The 15717-nt window shown below is 60.3% G+C and carries 14 protein-coding genes; 12 read left to right on the top strand and 2 right to left on the bottom strand.

All coding sequences use genetic code 11. The features are described 5' to 3' along the window. Positions 1 to 148 precede the first annotated feature (148 nt). From BK667_RS10530 to BK667_RS10510, 5 genes are all read left to right on the top strand, one after another. Positions 149 to 1057 carry a LysR substrate-binding domain-containing protein gene (locus BK667_RS10530; protein WP_123515660.1) on the top strand — a complete coding sequence of 303 codons (909 nt, stop codon included), beginning with the start codon at positions 149 to 151 and terminating at the stop codon, positions 1055 to 1057. Between the two features lie 341 nt (positions 1058 to 1398). Further along, the gene (purE, locus tag BK667_RS10525; protein WP_019694319.1) at positions 1399 to 1890 is read left to right on the top strand and encodes a 5-(carboxyamino)imidazole ribonucleotide mutase; all 492 of its coding nucleotides are present in this window, start codon (positions 1399 to 1401) and stop codon (positions 1888 to 1890) included. Positions 1891 to 1901: 11 nt separating this feature from the next. Then, positions 1902 to 2984, top strand: a complete 1083-nt coding sequence (locus BK667_RS10520) for a 5-(carboxyamino)imidazole ribonucleotide synthase (protein ID WP_123515662.1) — start codon at positions 1902 to 1904, stop codon at positions 2982 to 2984. 149 nt (positions 2985 to 3133) lie between these two features. Then, a complete protein-coding gene (locus BK667_RS10515) occupies positions 3134 to 3379 on the top strand; it encodes a GlsB/YeaQ/YmgE family stress response membrane protein (protein WP_123515664.1) in 246 nt (81 codons plus the stop codon). 88 nt (positions 3380 to 3467) lie between these two features. Next, complete coding sequence (locus BK667_RS10510) at positions 3468 to 4004, top strand: DUF3299 domain-containing protein (RefSeq protein WP_123597676.1); 537 nt, start codon at positions 3468 to 3470, stop codon at positions 4002 to 4004. A gap of 128 nt (positions 4005 to 4132) precedes the next feature. Here the strand turns inward: BK667_RS10510 and BK667_RS10505 are convergent, their stop codons facing one another. Together BK667_RS10505 and BK667_RS10500 are read right to left on the bottom strand one after the other, a co-directional pair. Beyond that, positions 4133 to 5032: a D-hexose-6-phosphate mutarotase gene (locus tag BK667_RS10505; RefSeq protein WP_123597540.1), complete on the bottom strand. Its 900-nt coding sequence runs from the start codon at positions 5030 to 5032 to the stop codon at positions 4133 to 4135. 58 nt (positions 5033 to 5090) lie between these two features. Further along, the gene (locus BK667_RS10500; RefSeq protein ID WP_007896491.1) at positions 5091 to 5495 is read right to left on the bottom strand and encodes an acyl-CoA thioesterase; all 405 of its coding nucleotides are present in this window, start codon (positions 5493 to 5495) and stop codon (positions 5091 to 5093) included. A gap of 365 nt (positions 5496 to 5860) precedes the next feature. Here BK667_RS10500 and BK667_RS10495 point away from each other — a divergent pair, with 365 nt between their 5' ends. The 7 genes from BK667_RS10495 (at position 5861) to BK667_RS10465 (ending at position 15594) form a co-directional block, all read left to right on the top strand. Continuing rightward, on the top strand, positions 5861 to 7159 hold the full coding sequence (locus BK667_RS10495) for an MFS transporter (protein ID WP_123597539.1): 1299 nt from the start codon (positions 5861 to 5863) through the stop codon (positions 7157 to 7159). A gap of 234 nt (positions 7160 to 7393) precedes the next feature. Beyond that, positions 7394 to 8395 carry a phosphate ABC transporter substrate-binding protein PstS gene (locus BK667_RS10490; protein WP_123515670.1) on the top strand — a complete coding sequence of 334 codons (1002 nt, stop codon included), beginning with the start codon at positions 7394 to 7396 and terminating at the stop codon, positions 8393 to 8395. Positions 8396 to 8897: 502 nt separating this feature from the next. After that, entirely contained in the window at positions 8898 to 10931 is a 2034-nt protein-coding gene (locus BK667_RS10485; protein WP_185058203.1) for an ABC transporter permease family protein, read from the top strand. 15 nt (positions 10932 to 10946) lie between these two features. Next, positions 10947 to 12617 carry a phosphate ABC transporter permease PstA gene (pstA, locus tag BK667_RS10480; RefSeq protein ID WP_123515674.1) on the top strand — a complete coding sequence of 557 codons (1671 nt, stop codon included), beginning with the start codon at positions 10947 to 10949 and terminating at the stop codon, positions 12615 to 12617. 146 nt (positions 12618 to 12763) lie between these two features. Then, the gene (gene pstB / locus BK667_RS10475; protein WP_027926300.1) at positions 12764 to 13597 is read left to right on the top strand and encodes a phosphate ABC transporter ATP-binding protein PstB; all 834 of its coding nucleotides are present in this window, start codon (positions 12764 to 12766) and stop codon (positions 13595 to 13597) included. Positions 13598 to 13717: 120 nt separating this feature from the next. Next, the gene (gene phoU, locus BK667_RS10470; protein WP_008150055.1) at positions 13718 to 14479 is read left to right on the top strand and encodes a phosphate signaling complex protein PhoU; all 762 of its coding nucleotides are present in this window, start codon (positions 13718 to 13720) and stop codon (positions 14477 to 14479) included. A 167-nt stretch (positions 14480 to 14646) separates the two neighbouring features. Then, on the top strand, positions 14647 to 15594 hold the full coding sequence (locus tag BK667_RS10465; RefSeq protein ID WP_123597537.1) for a response regulator: 948 nt from the start codon (positions 14647 to 14649) through the stop codon (positions 15592 to 15594). Positions 15595 to 15717: the final 123 nt, after the last annotated feature.

Here is a 15717-nt window from a genome sequence, read left to right as displayed (position 1 = left end):
TGCCGGAACGCTGCAAATGCTAGGCTTGTGAACAATTTTGGGCCAATGCTGTTAAGCGCTGGCCTATGCACATTCGGCATAATGCCCATGTGACGCCGCGTGTGCGGCGAGCGTGTGACCTAAATTGGTGCGTGTCCGGGAGGACGTGATGAATCTGGAAAGCAAATGGCTGGAGGACTTTAGTGCCCTGGCCGCCACCCGCAGCTTCTCCCAGGCTGCGGAACGCCGCTTCGTGACCCAGCCCGCATTTAGCCGGCGGATCCGCAGCCTTGAGGCTGCGCTGGGGTTGCAACTGGTCAACCGCTCGCGCACGCCGGTGGAGCTGACAGCGGCGGGGCAGTTGTTCCTGGTGACCGCGCGCACGGTGGTCGAACAGTTGGGCGAAGTGCTGCGCCATCTGCATCACCTGGAAGGCGGGCAGGGCGAAGTGATGCAGGTCGCGGCCGCTCACTCGTTGGCGCTGGGTTTCTTTCCGCGCTGGATCGCGCAGTTGCGCAACGAAGGCTTGAACATCGCCACGCGGCTGGTGGCCACGAATGTCGGCGATGCCGTGCATGCTCTGCGCGAAGGCGGCTGCGACTTGATGCTGGCGTTCTACGACCCGGATGCGGCGATGCAAATGGACCCGGAAATCTTCCCGTCCCTGCACCTTGGCCAGACTGAAATGCTGCCGGTCTGCGCGGCAGACGCCGAGGGCAAGCCGCTGTTCGATCTGGAAGGCGAGGCCAGCGTGCCGCTATTGGCCTACAGCGCCGGTGCGTTTCTCGGGCGTTCGGTGAACATGCTGCTGCGCCAGCGCGCCCTGCGTTTTACGACTATCTATGAGACCGCGATGGCCGACAGCCTGAAAAGCATGGCACTGGAAGGATTGGGGATTGCCTGGGTGCCGCAACTTAGTGTGCGTGCGGAGCTGGCTCGCGGTGAACTGGTGGTGTGCGGCGGCCCGCAGTGGCATGTGCCGCTGGAGATTCGTTTGTATCGTTGCGCGCTGGTGCGCAAGGCGAATGTGCGGTTGTTGTGGCGCAAGCTCGAAGGTGGTGCCGCGCAGGGTTCTTGAGACCCATTGATCGTTCCCACGCTCTGCGTGGTAACGCCTCCTGTGACGCTCTGCGTCACGCTTTTTGGGACGCGGAGCGTCCCGGGCTGCATTCCCACGCAGAGCGTGGGAACGATCAACTTCCGCGACAGGTTTTCGCTGACCTCTGAGTCAATAAAACCGGGACTTTGCGTCGTATGACAGATGGTCGTCTCGGGGGCTGTTTATCTGCTTCATTGAGGTATACTGCGCGGCCTTCGGCCGGTTCGTCCGGCCATTTTTCGTACAATCAAGCCACGCATATTGCGTGGCTTGTTGTTTTTTGACGCGCCTGCGGGCGCCCAGAGAGAAGAGGCACGACGATGAGTGCACTGGTTGGCGTGATCATGGGCTCCAAGTCCGATTGGTCCACCCTTAGCCACACCGCCGATATGCTGGAAAAGCTCGGCATCCCTTACGAGGTGAAAGTGGTCTCTGCCCACCGCACCCCGGACCTGCTGTTCCAGTACGCCGAAGAGGCCGAGGCGCGTGGCATCGAGGTGATCATCGCCGGTGCCGGTGGCGCGGCCCACCTGCCAGGCATGTGTGCGGCCAAGACCCACCTGCCGGTACTGGGCGTTCCGGTGCAGTCGTCGATGCTCTCGGGCGTCGATTCGCTGCTCTCGATCGTGCAGATGCCCGCGGGCATTCCGGTTGCCACCCTGGCCATCGGCAAGGCTGGCGCGATCAACGCAGCCTTACTGTCGGCGAGTATCCTGGGTGCCAAGCACCCGCAGTTCCACGCGGTGCTGAAAACTTTCCGTGCTGAGCAGACAGACAGCGTCCTGGACAATCCAGACCCACGCATCGCCTGAGGTTGTTGACGATGAAGATCGGTGTAATCGGTGGCGGCCAGTTGGGCCGCATGTTGGCGCTGGCGGGCACCCCGCTGGGCATGAACTTCGCTTTCCTGGACCCGGCGCCGGATGCCTGTGCCGCCGCGTTGGGTGAGCATCTGCGGGCCGATTACGGCGATCAGGATCATCTGCGCCAACTGGCCGATGAAGTCGATCTGGTGACCTTCGAGTTCGAAAGCGTCCCGGCCGAAACCGTGGCCTTCCTTTCGCAATTCGTCCCGGTCTACCCGAGCGCCGAAGCCCTGCGCATCGCTCGCGACCGCTGGTTCGAGAAAAGCATGTTCAAGGACCTGGGGATTCCCACCCCGGCGTTCGCCGACATCCAGTCGCAAGCTGATCTGGACGCTGCCGTGGCGTCCATCGGTCTGCCGGCCGTGTTGAAAACCCGCACTTTGGGTTACGACGGCAAGGGCCAGAAAGTCCTGCGTAAACCGGAAGACGTGGTCGGCACTTTCGCCGAACTTGGCAGCGTGGCCTGCCTGCTGGAAGGTTTTGTTCCGTTCACCGGCGAAGTTTCGCTGATCGCCGTGCGTGCTCGCGATGGTGAAACGAAGTTTTATCCACTGGTTCACAACACCCATGACAGCGGCATTCTCAAGTTGTCCGTGGCCAGCACTGACCATCCGTTGCAAGCCTTGGCTGAAGACTATTCCAGCCGCGTGCTCAAGCAACTGGAGTACGTCGGCGTGATGGCGTTCGAGTTCTTCGAAGTCGACGGTGGCCTCAAGGCCAACGAAATCGCCCCGCGCGTGCACAACTCCGGGCACTGGACCACCGAAGGCGCCGAGTGCAGCCAGTTCGAAAACCACTTGCGGGCCGTTGCCGGTCTGCCGTTGGGTTCGACGGCCAAGATCGGTGAGAGTGCGATGCTCAACTTCATCGGCGTTGTTCCGCCGGTAGAGAAAGTCATCGCCATCGACGATTGCCATTTGCACCACTACGGCAAGGCGTTCAAGGCTGGACGCAAGGTCGGTCACGCCAATCTGCGTTGTGCAGATCGCGAGACGCTGGCGGCGCAGATCCTCAAGGTCGAAGCGCTGATCGCCGAATAGTTTCATGTGGCAGCCGCGGAACCTTAAGTGTTCCGCGTTCTCTGATGGCAGGATGTCAAAGTCTGACTAGGCTTTGGGCTAGTTGTCCCGTCTCTCCAACGTTATTGGTGAGACAGGACGCTCCACTTTTAATCAGAGAGAAAAATGCCATGGGAATCATCGGAACCATCTTTATCGGCTTGATCGTCGGCCTGCTGGCGCGGTTCCTCAAACCGGGTGATGACAGCATGGGCTGGATCATGACCATCCTGCTCGGTATCGGCGGTTCGCTGGCGGCCACCTATGGCGGCCAGGCTCTGGGCATTTACCAGGCTGGCCAAGGCGCAGGCTTCATTGGTGCGCTCGTTGGCGCCGTTGTGTTGCTGGTGCTCTACGGCCTGATCAAAAAGAACTGATCCAAGCGACAAAGCCCTCTCTGCTGCGCAAGCGGAGAGGGCTAGAATGCTCGCCATTGCACTGTCCTTCCTTTTGTCGAGCACCTCCATGCGCCGTCTTTTACTGACTTTCCTTTTATTGGGCTCGGGTCTTGCCCACGCCGGCGAGCTGCCGGAAACCGACTGGCTGGAACTGATGCCCAAGTCAGACCAGAAAGCCCTCGAAGCCATGCCCGAAATCGATCACAACACCCCGGAAGGCGATGGCACCTTCACCTCAAAGGGTGGCATGAAGCAGAGCAAGGGCTTGCCGGCGGTCATGTATTCGACCAAAACCGTGCCGTCGATGAACGACAAGAACATCCGCATCGGTGGTTATCCGGTGCCGCTGGAGTCCGACGCCAAGGGCCGCAGCACGCTGTTTTTCCTGGTGCCGTACCCGGGCGCCTGCATCCACGTGCCGCCACCGCCGCCCAACCAGTTGGTGCTGGTGCGCTATCCGAAGGGTTTGAAGCTGGATGATATCTACACACCGCTGTGGGTGACCGGTACGCTGAAGATCGAGAAGGTCAACAACGACCTGGCTGACGCGGCGTATGCGTTGGATGCGGCGAAAGTGCGGGTGGTTAAAGAGTCGGATTTATAACAGGCTGGCAAAGATCTAAATGTAGGAGCGAGCCTGCTCGCGAAGAGGGTGTGTCAGCCGAAATCAATGTTGGCTGATACGCCGCCTTCGCGAGCAGGCTCGCTCCCACAGTTGTTTTGGTGCGTGGCTTACAGCGGTGTGCTGCCGATGCTGACGCCGAGGGTATGGCTCGCACCCGCCACCAGGTTCACCACGTCATCCATCACATTCGCCGTCTCGATGCATAGCATGCGCTGCCAACCATCGTCGGCCATGTCGCTGAATGCTGCTGCGCGTTCAATCCACGGGTTCCAGATCACTGCCGTGCGCGAACCGCTGCTGGTCAGCTCGATGCGCCGCTCCCAGGCCGGATCGACAATGCTCAGCTTCGCCGGGGTATTGAGGTAGATACGGTCAGTCTCGCCCGTAAAAGCCAGATCGCCGGCCTGAGTGACGGTGCTCCAGTCCTTGGTCGTATCGATGTAGCTCAACCCATCCAGCCCTTCGACCTGCACGTTGCGCACGTCGCTGACGGCGAAATAGCTGTGCAACGCCTGGCTGATGGACACGGTTTCAGCGCCGCGGTTGTGGCTGGTCAGGCTGATATGCAGTTGTTCATCCAGGCGGATGCTCAGTTTCAGGTCCACCTGATGCGGCCAGCCCGGAAAACCGCCTTCGGGGTAGGGCAGGACGAACTCCACCTTCAGGCTTTCACCCTCGGCTTCGATGCCCCCCAGCTCCCAATCCGTCGCCCGGACAAAACCGTGGGCGGCGGGCGGTTCGTTGCTGACGCGCATGGCCTGCACGCTCTGCGGGTTGCGCGCAAAGTTGCCGAACCACGGCCAGCACACCGGCACACCGGCGCGGATGCTCTTGCCGGTCTTGAATACGGCCTCGTCGTTGAGCCAGATCAGCGGCGGTTGCCCTGCCAATTGATAACTGAGGATGTGCGCGCCTTGCTGGGCTACCAGCAATTCGGCCTGACCGTGGCGGATACGCCAGCAGTTCAGTTCATCCAGTTTCACGGCTTCAACGTTGGGCGTGCTCATGGGGACAACTCTCAATCAGGATCAATGACTGCAATGGACCGCAAAACCCGCGCAGTGTTTAACGCGCGCGTGGCGGAACCGAACGGGTGCGGCCGCTGCCGTCGATGGCGACGAAAACAAAGACCGCTTCAGTCACTTTACGCCACTCACTGGACAGCGGATCGTCGCTCCAGACTTCGACCATCATCTGGATCGAGCTGCGGCCGATTTCCAGCGCCTGGGTATAGAAGGAGAGCTGCGCGCCCACCGCTACCGGAACCAGGAACGCCATGCGGTCGATCGCAACGGTCGCCACGCGGCCACCGGCGACTTTGCTGGCCATTGCGGTGCCAGCCAAATCCATCTGCGCCACCAGCCAGCCGCCGAATATATCGCCAAAGCCGTTGGTTTCGCGCGGGAGTGCGGTGATTTGCAGGGCCAGGTCGCCTTGCGGGATTGGATCTTCTTGTTCGAGCTCTATCATGCCGGGGGTGCCTCTGACCCGTGACTCTTCATTGGTACTTCAGGTGAATAGCCGCTTTCAAGAAAAACGATTCAGCCCCGAACATACTACGTTCGTCACGTTTTTCGTAAGGCGCCTAAAGGGAAACTCTGCGAAATCGCCTGTGAACCCCGGCAGGCGTTTTCGCACAGCAACCCTTTCAAACTGTTGCAAGATCGCGAGTATATCGGTCGGTAGACTCCGAGACGACCGTCCGGTTCTCATTTCGACCGTCAAATACGCACCTCTATGTGCTTTTTCGAACAATTTGTTATCGTGCCGGACCTGCCCAAGCCTCCGCCAGCGTTGTTGGGGTTGCAGATCCGACTATAAGAGAAGCCCTTGCCATGACCACAGCGCCCTCGAGCACTGCGCAGCCGACGCAATCCGCACGTCCATTGACCCGCAATGACTACAAGACCTTGTCGCTGTCCGCTTTGGGCGGCGCACTGGAGTTTTACGACTTCATCATCTTCGTGTTCTTCGCCACGGTGGTCGGCAAGCTGTTCTTCCCGGCGGACATGCCCGAGTGGCTGCGCCTGATGCAGACCTTCGGCATTTTCGCCGCCGGTTACCTGGCGCGGCCCCTGGGCGGCATCGTCATGGCGCACTTCGGTGACCTGCTGGGGCGCAAGAAAATGTTCACCTTGAGCATTTTCATGATGGCCGTGCCGACCCTGATCATGGGCCTGCTGCCAACGTATGCGCAGATCGGCATGTGGGCGCCGATCCTGTTGCTGCTGATGCGGGTGATCCAGGGCGCGGCGATTGGCGGTGAAGTGCCCGGCGCTTGGGTCTTCGTTTCCGAACACGTACCGCAGCGGCACATCGGCTACGCCTGCGGCACCCTGACCAGCGGTCTGACGGCGGGTATCCTGCTGGGCTCGTTGGTGGCCACGGCAATTAACAGCATTTATAGCCCGGTGGAAGTGGCGGATTACGCCTGGCGGATTCCGTTCCTGCTCGGCGGTGTGTTCGGCCTGTTCTCGGTCTACCTGCGCCGCTGGCTGCACGAAACCCCGGTGTTTGCCGAGCTGCAACTGCGCAAGGCCCTGGCCGAAGAAGTGCCGCTGCGCGCGGTGTTGCGTGACCATCGCGGGGCGATCCTGATTTCCATGCTGCTGACCTGGCTGCTGTCCGCCGGCATCATCGTCGTCATCCTGATGACCCCGACCGTTCTGCAAACCGTCTACCACTTCTCGCCGACCACCGCGTTGCAGGCCAACAGCCTGGCGATCGTGTTCCTGAGCCTGGGTTGCGTGGCGTCCGGTGCGCTGGCTGACCGCTTCGGCGCCGGCCGGGTGTTCGTGTTCGGCAGCGCGTTGCTGCTGCTCAGTTCCTGGACTTTCTACCACAGCCTGTTCAACCACCCGGACTGGCTGTTCCCGATGTACGCCGTGACCGGCCTGCTGGTCGGCACCATCGGCGCCGTGCCGTACGTGATGGTCAAAGCCTTCCCGGCGGTGGTGCGCTTTAGCGGCCTGTCATTCTCCTACAACCTGGCCTACGCGATCTTCGGCGGCTTGACCCCGATGATCGTGACGTTGCTGCTCAAGGAAAGCCCGATGGGGCCGGCCTACTATGTGGCGATTATTTGTGGGGTCGGAATATTGGTGGGTGCTTATCTTTGGAAGAAGGGACGCTAAGCCAGCAACCGATCGTTCCCACGCTCCGCGTGGGAATGCCGCCATGGACGCTCCGCGTCCGCTTCTGATTGGGACGCAGAGCGTCCCTGGATGCATTCCCACGCAGAGCGTGGGAACGATCTATCGCCACATGGTGGCCTTTCATCCAATTGTCATATTTCAGCCATAGAGTGTTCACACGGCCTACTGATACTTGGCCCCGACTTAACACACCCTATCTGCTAGGAGTAAGGCATGAAACTGAAGCGTTTGATGGCGGCAATGACTTTTGTCGCTGCTGGCGTTGCGACTGCCAACGCGTTCGCCGCTGTTGACCCGTCGATCCCGAGCTACACCAAGACCACTGGTGTGTCGGGCAACCTGTCCAGCGTCGGCTCCGATACCCTGGCCAACCTCATGACCCTGTGGGCTGAGAACTACAAAAAAGAATACCCGAACGTAAACATCCAGATTCAGGCCGCTGGCTCCGCCACTGCGCCACCTGCGTTGACTGAAGGCACCTCTAACCTGGGCCCGATGAGCCGCAAAATGAAGGACACCGAACTGGCTGCCTTCGAGCAGAAGTACGGCTACAAGCCAACCGCAATCCCGGTTGCCGTGGACGCCCTGGCTGTCTTCGTGCACAAAGACAACCCGATCCAGCACCTGACCATGGAACAAGTCGACGCGATCTTCTCCTCGACTCGTCTGTGCGGCGCTAAAACCGACGTTAAAACCTGGGGCGACCTGGGTGTGACCGGCGACCTGGCCAACAAGCCGGTTCAACTGTTCGGCCGTAACTCGGTTTCCGGCACCTACGGCTACTTCAAAGAAGAAGCCCTGTGCAAAGGCGACTACAAGCCAAACGTCAACGAACAACCAGGCTCGGCTTCGGTCGTGCAGTCGATCAGCTCCTCGCTGAACGGCATCGGTTACTCGGGCATCGGCTACAAAACCGCTAGCGTGAAAACCGTTGCTCTGTCGAAGAAAGGCAGCACCGAGTTCATCGAAGACAGCGAAGAAAACGCACTGAACGGCAAATACCCGCTGTCGCGTTTCCTCTACGTTTACGTCAACAAAGCCCCGAACAAGCCTCTGGCCCCGCTGGAAGCCGAGTTCGTGAAACTGGTTCTGTCCAAACAGGGCCAGGAAGTTGTAGTGAAAGACGGCTACATCCCACTGCCGGCCAAGGTTGCTGCAAAAGCACTGGCTGACCTGGGTCTGGCGGAAGGCGGCGCTGAAGTCGCAAAAAAGTAACACCCTAGGCCCGGGGCTCGCCCCGGACCTGTAGGAGCAAGGCTTGCCCGCGATGGTGTCGGCACACTCAACAAGGATGTGACTGACAGATCGCAATCGCGAGCAAGCTTTGCTCCTACGACGGCCAGGGTCGCCACACAGGTGCCCCGGGCCTCCCCAAATTTCCGGTCCTCTGCCAGTTCCTACTGGCGGCGGATTTGTTGCGTCACTGCATTGTCATCTTTCTGTCATACAGGATCGCTAGGGTGTGCGCATGAATGATCTGGCCAATTCCACCATGACTAACAATCCCCCCAAGCGAATTGACTTCAATACGCCTGAGCTGCAACGCAAGCGCCGCATCCGTGCGCTCAAAGATCGCCTGACCCGCTGGTACGTCCTCGTCGGCGGCCTTGCCGTCCTCGGTGCGATCACGCTGATCTTTTTCTTCCTTGCCTACGTCGTCGCGCCGCTGTTCCAGGGTGCCAGTCTGACCGCCAAGGACGCCATCACCCCGGCCTGGATACAGGACGCCGGCAAGCCGCTGATGATTTCCCTGGAAGAACAGAACCAGGTCGCCATGCGGGTTTCCGACAAGGGGCAGGCGCTGTTCTTCGACATCGACAGTGGCGCCGAACTGCGGCGCGTCGATTTGCCGATTCCGGCTGGCACCACCGTGACCTCCATCGGCGAAGACCAGCCAGGTCATCCGCTGGTCGCCGTGGGCCTGTCCAACGGCCAGGCGCTGGTGTTCCGTCACACCTATAAAGTCAGCTACCCGGACAACAAGAAGACCATTTCGCCTGCCATCGATTACCCGTACGGCGAAGCCCCGATAGCGCTGAACGAGGCGGGCGGTGCCCTGGAGCACGTCAGCCTCAATGCTTCCGACACCACGCTGATGCTGGTCGGCTCCACCGGTTCGCAACTCAATGTGCTTTCGCTGACCAGCGAAGAAAACATGATGACCGGCGAAGTCACCAATGAGCAGAAACGTATCGATCTGCCGCAAATGACCGAGCCGGTGAAGAACATCTTCGTCGACCCGCGCCAGCAATGGTTGTACGTGATCAATGGGCGTGCCCAGGCCGATGTGTTCAGCCTGCGCGACAAGAGCCTCAACGGGCGCTACAAACTGCTTGAAGACGGCGAAGCGCAAATCACCGCCAGTACTCAACTGGTGGGCGGTATCTCGCTGATCCTCGGCGATTCCAAGGGTGGCCTGGCCCAGTGGTTCATGGCTCGCGACCCGGATGGCGAACTGCGCCTGAAGCAGATCCGCACCTTCCAGATGGGCACCACGCCAATCGTTGAAATCACTGCCGAAGAACGTCGCAAAGGCTTCATCGCCCTCGACGCCTCCGGCAAGCTCGGCGTGTTCCACAGCACCGCTCACCGCACTTTGCTGGTGGATCAAGTGGTCGAAGGCCAAGGCCTGTTCGGTCTGTCGCCACGGGCAAACCGCGTGATCGTGGAAGCCGGCGGCAAGATTCAACCGTTGCTGCTCGACAACCCGCACCCGGAAGTGTCCTGGAGCGCGTTGTGGAGCAAGGTCTGGTACGAGAACTACGACGAGCCTAAATACGTCTGGCAATCGACCGCCGCCAACACCGACTTCGAACCCAAGCTGAGCCTGTCGCCGCTGACCTTCGGTACGCTGAAAGCCGCGTTCTACGCCATGCTGCTGGCCGCGCCACTGGCGGTCGCTGCAGCGATTTACACCGCGTACTTTATGGCCCCAGGCATGCGCCGCAAGGTCAAACCGGTGATCGAGCTGATGGAAGCGATGCCGACGGTGATCCTCGGTTTCTTCGCCGGCCTGTTCCTCGCACCGTATGTGGAAGGGCATTTGCCGGGCATCTTCAGCCTGCTGATGCTGTTGCCGATTGGCATCCTGGTGGCTGGTTTCATCTTCAGCCGTCTGCCTGAGTCGATCCGCCTGAAAGTACCGGACGGCTGGGAAGCCGCGATCCTGATCCCGGTGATTCTGTTCGTGGGTTGGTTGTCGCTGTACATGAGCCCGTACATGGAAACCTGGTTCTTCGGCGGCGACATGCGCATGTGGATCTCCCACGACCTGGGCATCACCTACGACCAGCGCAACGCCCTGGTAGTCGGTCTGGCCATGGGTTTCGCGGTGATCCCGAACATTTACTCCATCGCCGAAGACGCCGTGTTCAGCGTGCCTCGCGGCCTGACCCTCGGTTCCCTGGCCCTCGGTGCCACGCCGTGGCAGACCATGACCCGCGTGGTGATCCTCACTGCCAGCCCGGGCATCTTCTCGGCGCTGATGATCGGCATGGGCCGCGCGGTCGGTGAAACGATGATCGTGCTGATGGCCACCGGTAACACCCCGGTCATGGAAATGAACCTGTTCGAAGGCCTGCGCACTCTGGCCGCCAACGTCGCGGTGGAAATGCCGGAGTCGGAAGTCGGCGGCAGCCACTACCGCGTGCTGTTCCTCTCGGCGCTGGTGCTGCTGTTGTTCACCTTCGTCATGAACACCCTCGCGGAGCTGATTCGTCAGCGTCTGCGCAAGAAATACTCGTCGCTTTAAGAAAGGTAGAAGTCTGTGAAACAGAACTCCCTGAATGGATGGTTCAAGAGCGGCGCCCCCGGCGTCTGGATCAGCGGTGGCGCGGTGTCCATCGCGGTCATCATGACCATTGGCTTGCTGGCAGTGATTGCCGTGCGCGGTCTGGGTCATTTTTGGCCGGCGGACCTGATCCACGCCAGCTACGACGTACCGGGCCAGGCCAATCACCTGGTGATCGGCGAAGTGGTACAGAAAGAAGAAGTGCCCCGCGAGCGCCTGAAAAGCGCTGGCCTGCCGGTGCCTGATCAAGGCCCGGAGTTCATGACCCGCGAGCTGATCAAGGTCGGCAACCGTGACTTGAACGGCAACGACTTCACCTGGATCGTCGGCGAGTGGCTGACTAACCAGAAGACCCCGCCAGAACTGATGACCATCGAGCGTCGTGAGTGGGGCAACTTCTACGGTTACCTGGTCAACGTCAAACAGGACGGCAAGGTGATCGCCGAGGGCGAGGCCGCGTGGCCGGAGTTGCAGGCTCGTGTCGATCGCGTCAACAAACTCGCGGCACAGCTCAAGACCCTGGAGAAATCCGATATCGGCGCGATCAACGCCGGTCTGGAACGCATCCGCCTGCACGGTCGCAAGCTGGAACTGGCCGGCAAACTCGACGCTACCGCCCAAGCCGACATGGACGCAGAAAAGGCCGAGTTGAACGCCCGTTATCAGGACATCGAAGCACGCCTGAGCGATCTGCACGCCCAGTTCAACCGCGACAGCCTGACGGCTCGCGACGCCAACGGCAAAGAGCTCGAAATCGGAATCGGCAAAGTGGTTCATGCCTACCAGCCGAACGCCATGGGCACCTTCACCAAGATCGGCTTCTACTTTGGCAAGGTCTGGGAATTCCTGTCCGACGACCCGCGTGAAGCGAACACCGAAGGCGGGATCTTCCCGGCGATTTTCGGCACCGTGATGATGACGTTGATCATGGCGATGATCGTGACCCCGTTTGGCGTGCTGGCGGCGGTGTACTTGCGTGAATACGCCAAGCAGAACGCGCTGACGCGGATTATCCGCATCGCCGTGAACAACCTGGCGGGCGTTCCGGCCATCGTTTACGGCGTGTTCGGCCTGGGCTTCTTCGTCTACGTGCTCGGCGGTTCTCTGGACCGGATCTTCTTCCCCGAAGCCTTGCCGGCGCCGACCTTCGGTACGCCGGGCCTGCTCTGGGCCTCGTTGACCCTGGCATTGCTGGCGGTGCCGGTGGTGATCGTGGCCACCGAAGAAGGCCTGGCGCGGATTCCGCGCACCGTGCGTGAAGGCTCGTTGGCCCTCGGCGCGACCAAGGCGGAAACGCTGTGGAAGATCGTGCTGCCAATGGCCAGCCCGGCGATGATGACCGGGATGATCCTCGCCGTGGCCCGCGCCGCCGGTGAAGTGGCGCCGCTGATGCTGGTAGGTGTGGTGAAACTGGCGCCGTCGCTGCCGGTGGACGGCAACTACCCTTACTTGCACCTTGACCAGAAGATCATGCACTTGGGCTTCCATATTTATGACGTCGGCTTCCAGAGCCCGAACGTCGAAGCGGCCCGACCGCTGGTGTACGCCACGGCGCTGTTGCTGGTGCTGGTGATCGCCACGTTGAACTTGTCGGCGGTCTACATCCGTAACCACCTGCGCGAAAAATACAAGGCATTGGATAGTTGATGCTGACCCTGTAGGAGCACAGCTTGCTCGCGATGGCGATTTCAAGGACGCCATCGCGGGCAAGCCATGCTCCTACAAAGAATTGCGTAACCGCAGGCTCGGCCTGCGGCTCACTGAACCGAATTTGTTAGCACAGGGAGCCTCCCATGCAGCACGAAACACATACCCACGGCATCAACATGTCAGCCCTGGGCCGCGACAAACAGAGCCTGAGTCTCGAACAGGAAACCGTGGCCATTGAAGTGCCGGGCCTGAGCCTGTTCTACGGCGAAAAACAAGCGCTGTACGACGTCAGCATGAACATCCCGAAACAGCGCGTGACCGCGTTCATCGGCCCGTCCGGCTGCGGCAAGTCCACGCTGCTGCGTACCTTCAACCGCATGAACGACCTGGTGGACGGTTGCCGCGTTGAAGGCGCGATCAACCTTTACGGCAACAACATCTACCGCAAGGGCGAAGACGTGGCCGAACTGCGTCGTCGCGTGGGCATGGTGTTCCAGAAGCCGAACCCGTTCCCGAAAACCATCTATGAAAACGTGGTTTACGGCCTGCGCATCCAGGGCATCAACAAGAAGCGCATCCTCGACGAAGCCGTCGAGTGGGCGTTGAAAGGCGCGGCGCTGTGGGATGAGGTCAAGGATCGTCTGCATGAATCGGCACTCGGCTTGTCCGGTGGCCAGCAGCAACGTCTGGTGATCGCCCGCACCATCGCCGTGGAGCCGGAAGTGCTGCTGCTCGACGAACCGTGCTCGGCCCTCGACCCGATTTCCACGCTGAAAGTCGAAGAGCTGATCTACGAACTGAAATCGAAATTCACCATCGTGATCGTGACCCACAACATGCAACAGGCCGCGCGGGTTTCCGACTACACGGCGTTCATGTACATGGGCAAACTGGTGGAATTCGGCGACACCGACACCCTGTTCACCAATCCGGCGAAGAAGCAGACCGAAGATTACATTACGGGGCGCTATGGCTAGCAGGGCAGCCGCGAGCATCAAGCTGCAAGCGGCAAGAATGAAGCGGTGCGATATCAGGACTTATACATAACTGCTTGAAGCTTGCAGCTTGAAGCTTGCAACTTTCGCGGAGCGAACAAGATGATTTCTAAAGAAGGCCTTACCCACCACATTTCCGCTCAGTTCAACGCCGAGCTTGAGGAAGTGCGCAGCCACCTCCTGGCCATGGGCGGGCTGGTGGAGAAGCAGGTCAACGACGCAGTGACCGCGCTGATCGAGGCCGACTCCGGCCTGGCCCAGCAGGTTCGCGAGATCGACGACCAGATCAACCAGATGGAACGCAACATCGACGAAGAATGCCTGCGCATTCTGGCCCGTCGACAGCCGGCGGCGTCCGACTTGCGGTTGATCATCAGCATTTCCAAATCGGTGATCGACCTGGAACGCATCGGCGATGAAGCGACCAAGATTGCCCGTCGTGCCATCCAATTGTGCGAAGAAGGCGAGGCGCCGCGCGGTTACGTTGAGGTGCGCCACATCGGTGACCAGGTGCGCAACATGGTTCGCGATGCTCTGGACGCGTTTGCCCGTTTCGACGCCGATCTGGCGTTGTCGGTGGCGCAGTACGACAAGATCATCGACCGCGAGTACAAGACGGCCTTGCGTGAATTGGCGACCTACATGATGGAAGACCCGCGCTCTATCTCGCGGGTCTTGAGCATCATTTGGGTGCTGCGTTCCCTGGAACGGATCGGCGACCACGCGCGCAACATCTCAGAATTGGTGATTTACCTGGTGCGCGGCACCGATGTGCGCCACCTTGGCCTCAAGCGGATGAAAGAAGAAGTTGAAGGCACAAGTGGCGAAACCGCTAATGTTCCGGGCAAAGCTGACGATAAGTAAGATTGCCTGAGAAAAGCGCCCGGCCTTTTGGCCGGGCGTTTTTGTTTGTGGTTTTTGAATTCGAAAGCAGCACCCGCGAACGAAAAGTCCCGGCGTGACTGAAGGTTTTTGGCAATGTGCTATCAGCAAAGCGGTATGCTTGCCAGGATTTTTTAAAGGGGTTGTGGATGAGTAAGGTCAGTGTGTTGGTCGTGGACGATGCGTCGTTCATTCGTGACCTGGTGAAGAAGTGCCTGCGCAACTACTTCCCGGGTATCCGGATTGAAGACGCGGTCAACGGCAAGAAGGCTCAGTCGATTCTGGCGCGTGAAGCGTTCGACCTGGTGCTGTGTGACTGGGAGATGCCGGAAATGTCCGGCCTGGAACTGCTGACCTGGTGCCGCGAGCAGGACAACCTCAAGACCATGCCGTTCGTGATGGTGACCAGCCGTGGCGACAAAGAGAACGTCGTCCAGGCGATCCAGGCTGGCGTTTCCGGCTACGTCAGCAAGCCGTTCACCAACGAGCAACTGCTGACCAAGGTCAAGCAGGCGCTGAACAAGGTCGGCAAGCTCGACACCTTGATGAACAGCGCGCCGACCAAGATGAACTCGGCGTTCGGCAATGATTCCTTGAGCGCCCTGACCGGTGGCAAGGCTGAGGTGGTCGGTGCAGCTCCCGCCGTCAATCCATTTGCCAAACCTGCCGCCGTTGCGCCAGCGCCGGCGGCCGCGCCATCCCGTGGCTTGCTCAACAGCCCGCCAGTCAAGGCGCCTGCTGCTTCGGCCGCGCCTACTGGCGGTCGCGGCCAGGGCCAATTGCGCCTGTCGAGCGGCACCCAACCCTGCGTGATCAAGGCCCTGAGCCTCAAGGAAGCGCTGCTGGTGGTGAAACGCACCGACATCCTGCCGCAAGTGCTCGAAAGCGCGGTACTCGACCTGGAGCAGGGCGACAACGCCGAAACCGCGCGCCTAAACGGCTACCTGCACGCCATCGTCGCCCACGAGCAAAAACCGGACAGCGACTGGCTGCAACTGACCTTCCGCTTCGTCGATAAAGACGCACAGAAGCTCGACTACATCTCCCGCCTGATTGCTCGTGGTACGGCGCAGAAGCATTTCGTACCGGGCGCGTGATCTTCGTCGCCTGACAGTCCGCCTTCGCGGGCAAGCCTCGCTCCTACGGGATAGGTGTTCACGACACTAAACCCGTAGAAGCGAGGCTTGCCCGCGAAGGGGCCATCAAATTCGCCGCACATC

Origin of the sequence: Pseudomonas frederiksbergensis, from assembly GCF_003732705.1 — a bacterium.
GTDB classification, from domain to species: domain Bacteria; phylum Pseudomonadota; class Gammaproteobacteria; order Pseudomonadales; family Pseudomonadaceae; genus Aquipseudomonas; species Aquipseudomonas frederiksbergensis_F.
The sequence above is the reverse complement of the archived record's forward strand: the minus strand, read 5'-3'. Positions and strand labels throughout refer to the sequence as shown.

What these genes read in the sequence shown, in the direction of transcription:
- BK667_RS10505 (WP_123597540.1), bottom strand. Translation starts at nt 5,032, where the DNA reads ATGAGCACGCCCAACGTTGAAGCCGTGAAACTGGATGAACTGAACTGC.
- pstB (WP_027926300.1), top strand. Translation starts at nt 12,764, where the DNA reads ATGCAGCACGAAACACATACCCACGGCATCAACATGTCAGCCCTGGGC.
- BK667_RS10465 (WP_123597537.1), top strand. Translation starts at nt 14,647, where the DNA reads ATGAGTAAGGTCAGTGTGTTGGTCGTGGACGATGCGTCGTTCATTCGT.
- BK667_RS10515 (WP_123515664.1), top strand. Translation starts at nt 3,134, where the DNA reads ATGGGAATCATCGGAACCATCTTTATCGGCTTGATCGTCGGCCTGCTG.
- BK667_RS10510 (WP_123597676.1), top strand. Translation starts at nt 3,468, where the DNA reads ATGCGCCGTCTTTTACTGACTTTCCTTTTATTGGGCTCGGGTCTTGCC.
- BK667_RS10500 (WP_007896491.1), bottom strand. Translation starts at nt 5,495, where the DNA reads ATGATAGAGCTCGAACAAGAAGATCCAATCCCGCAAGGCGACCTGGCC.
- BK667_RS10490 (WP_123515670.1), top strand. Translation starts at nt 7,394, where the DNA reads ATGAAACTGAAGCGTTTGATGGCGGCAATGACTTTTGTCGCTGCTGGC.
- BK667_RS10530 (WP_123515660.1), top strand. Translation starts at nt 149, where the DNA reads ATGAATCTGGAAAGCAAATGGCTGGAGGACTTTAGTGCCCTGGCCGCC.
- phoU (WP_008150055.1), top strand. Translation starts at nt 13,718, where the DNA reads ATGATTTCTAAAGAAGGCCTTACCCACCACATTTCCGCTCAGTTCAAC.
- purE (WP_019694319.1), top strand. Translation starts at nt 1,399, where the DNA reads ATGAGTGCACTGGTTGGCGTGATCATGGGCTCCAAGTCCGATTGGTCC.
- BK667_RS10495 (WP_123597539.1), top strand. Translation starts at nt 5,861, where the DNA reads ATGACCACAGCGCCCTCGAGCACTGCGCAGCCGACGCAATCCGCACGT.
- BK667_RS10520 (WP_123515662.1), top strand. Translation starts at nt 1,902, where the DNA reads ATGAAGATCGGTGTAATCGGTGGCGGCCAGTTGGGCCGCATGTTGGCG.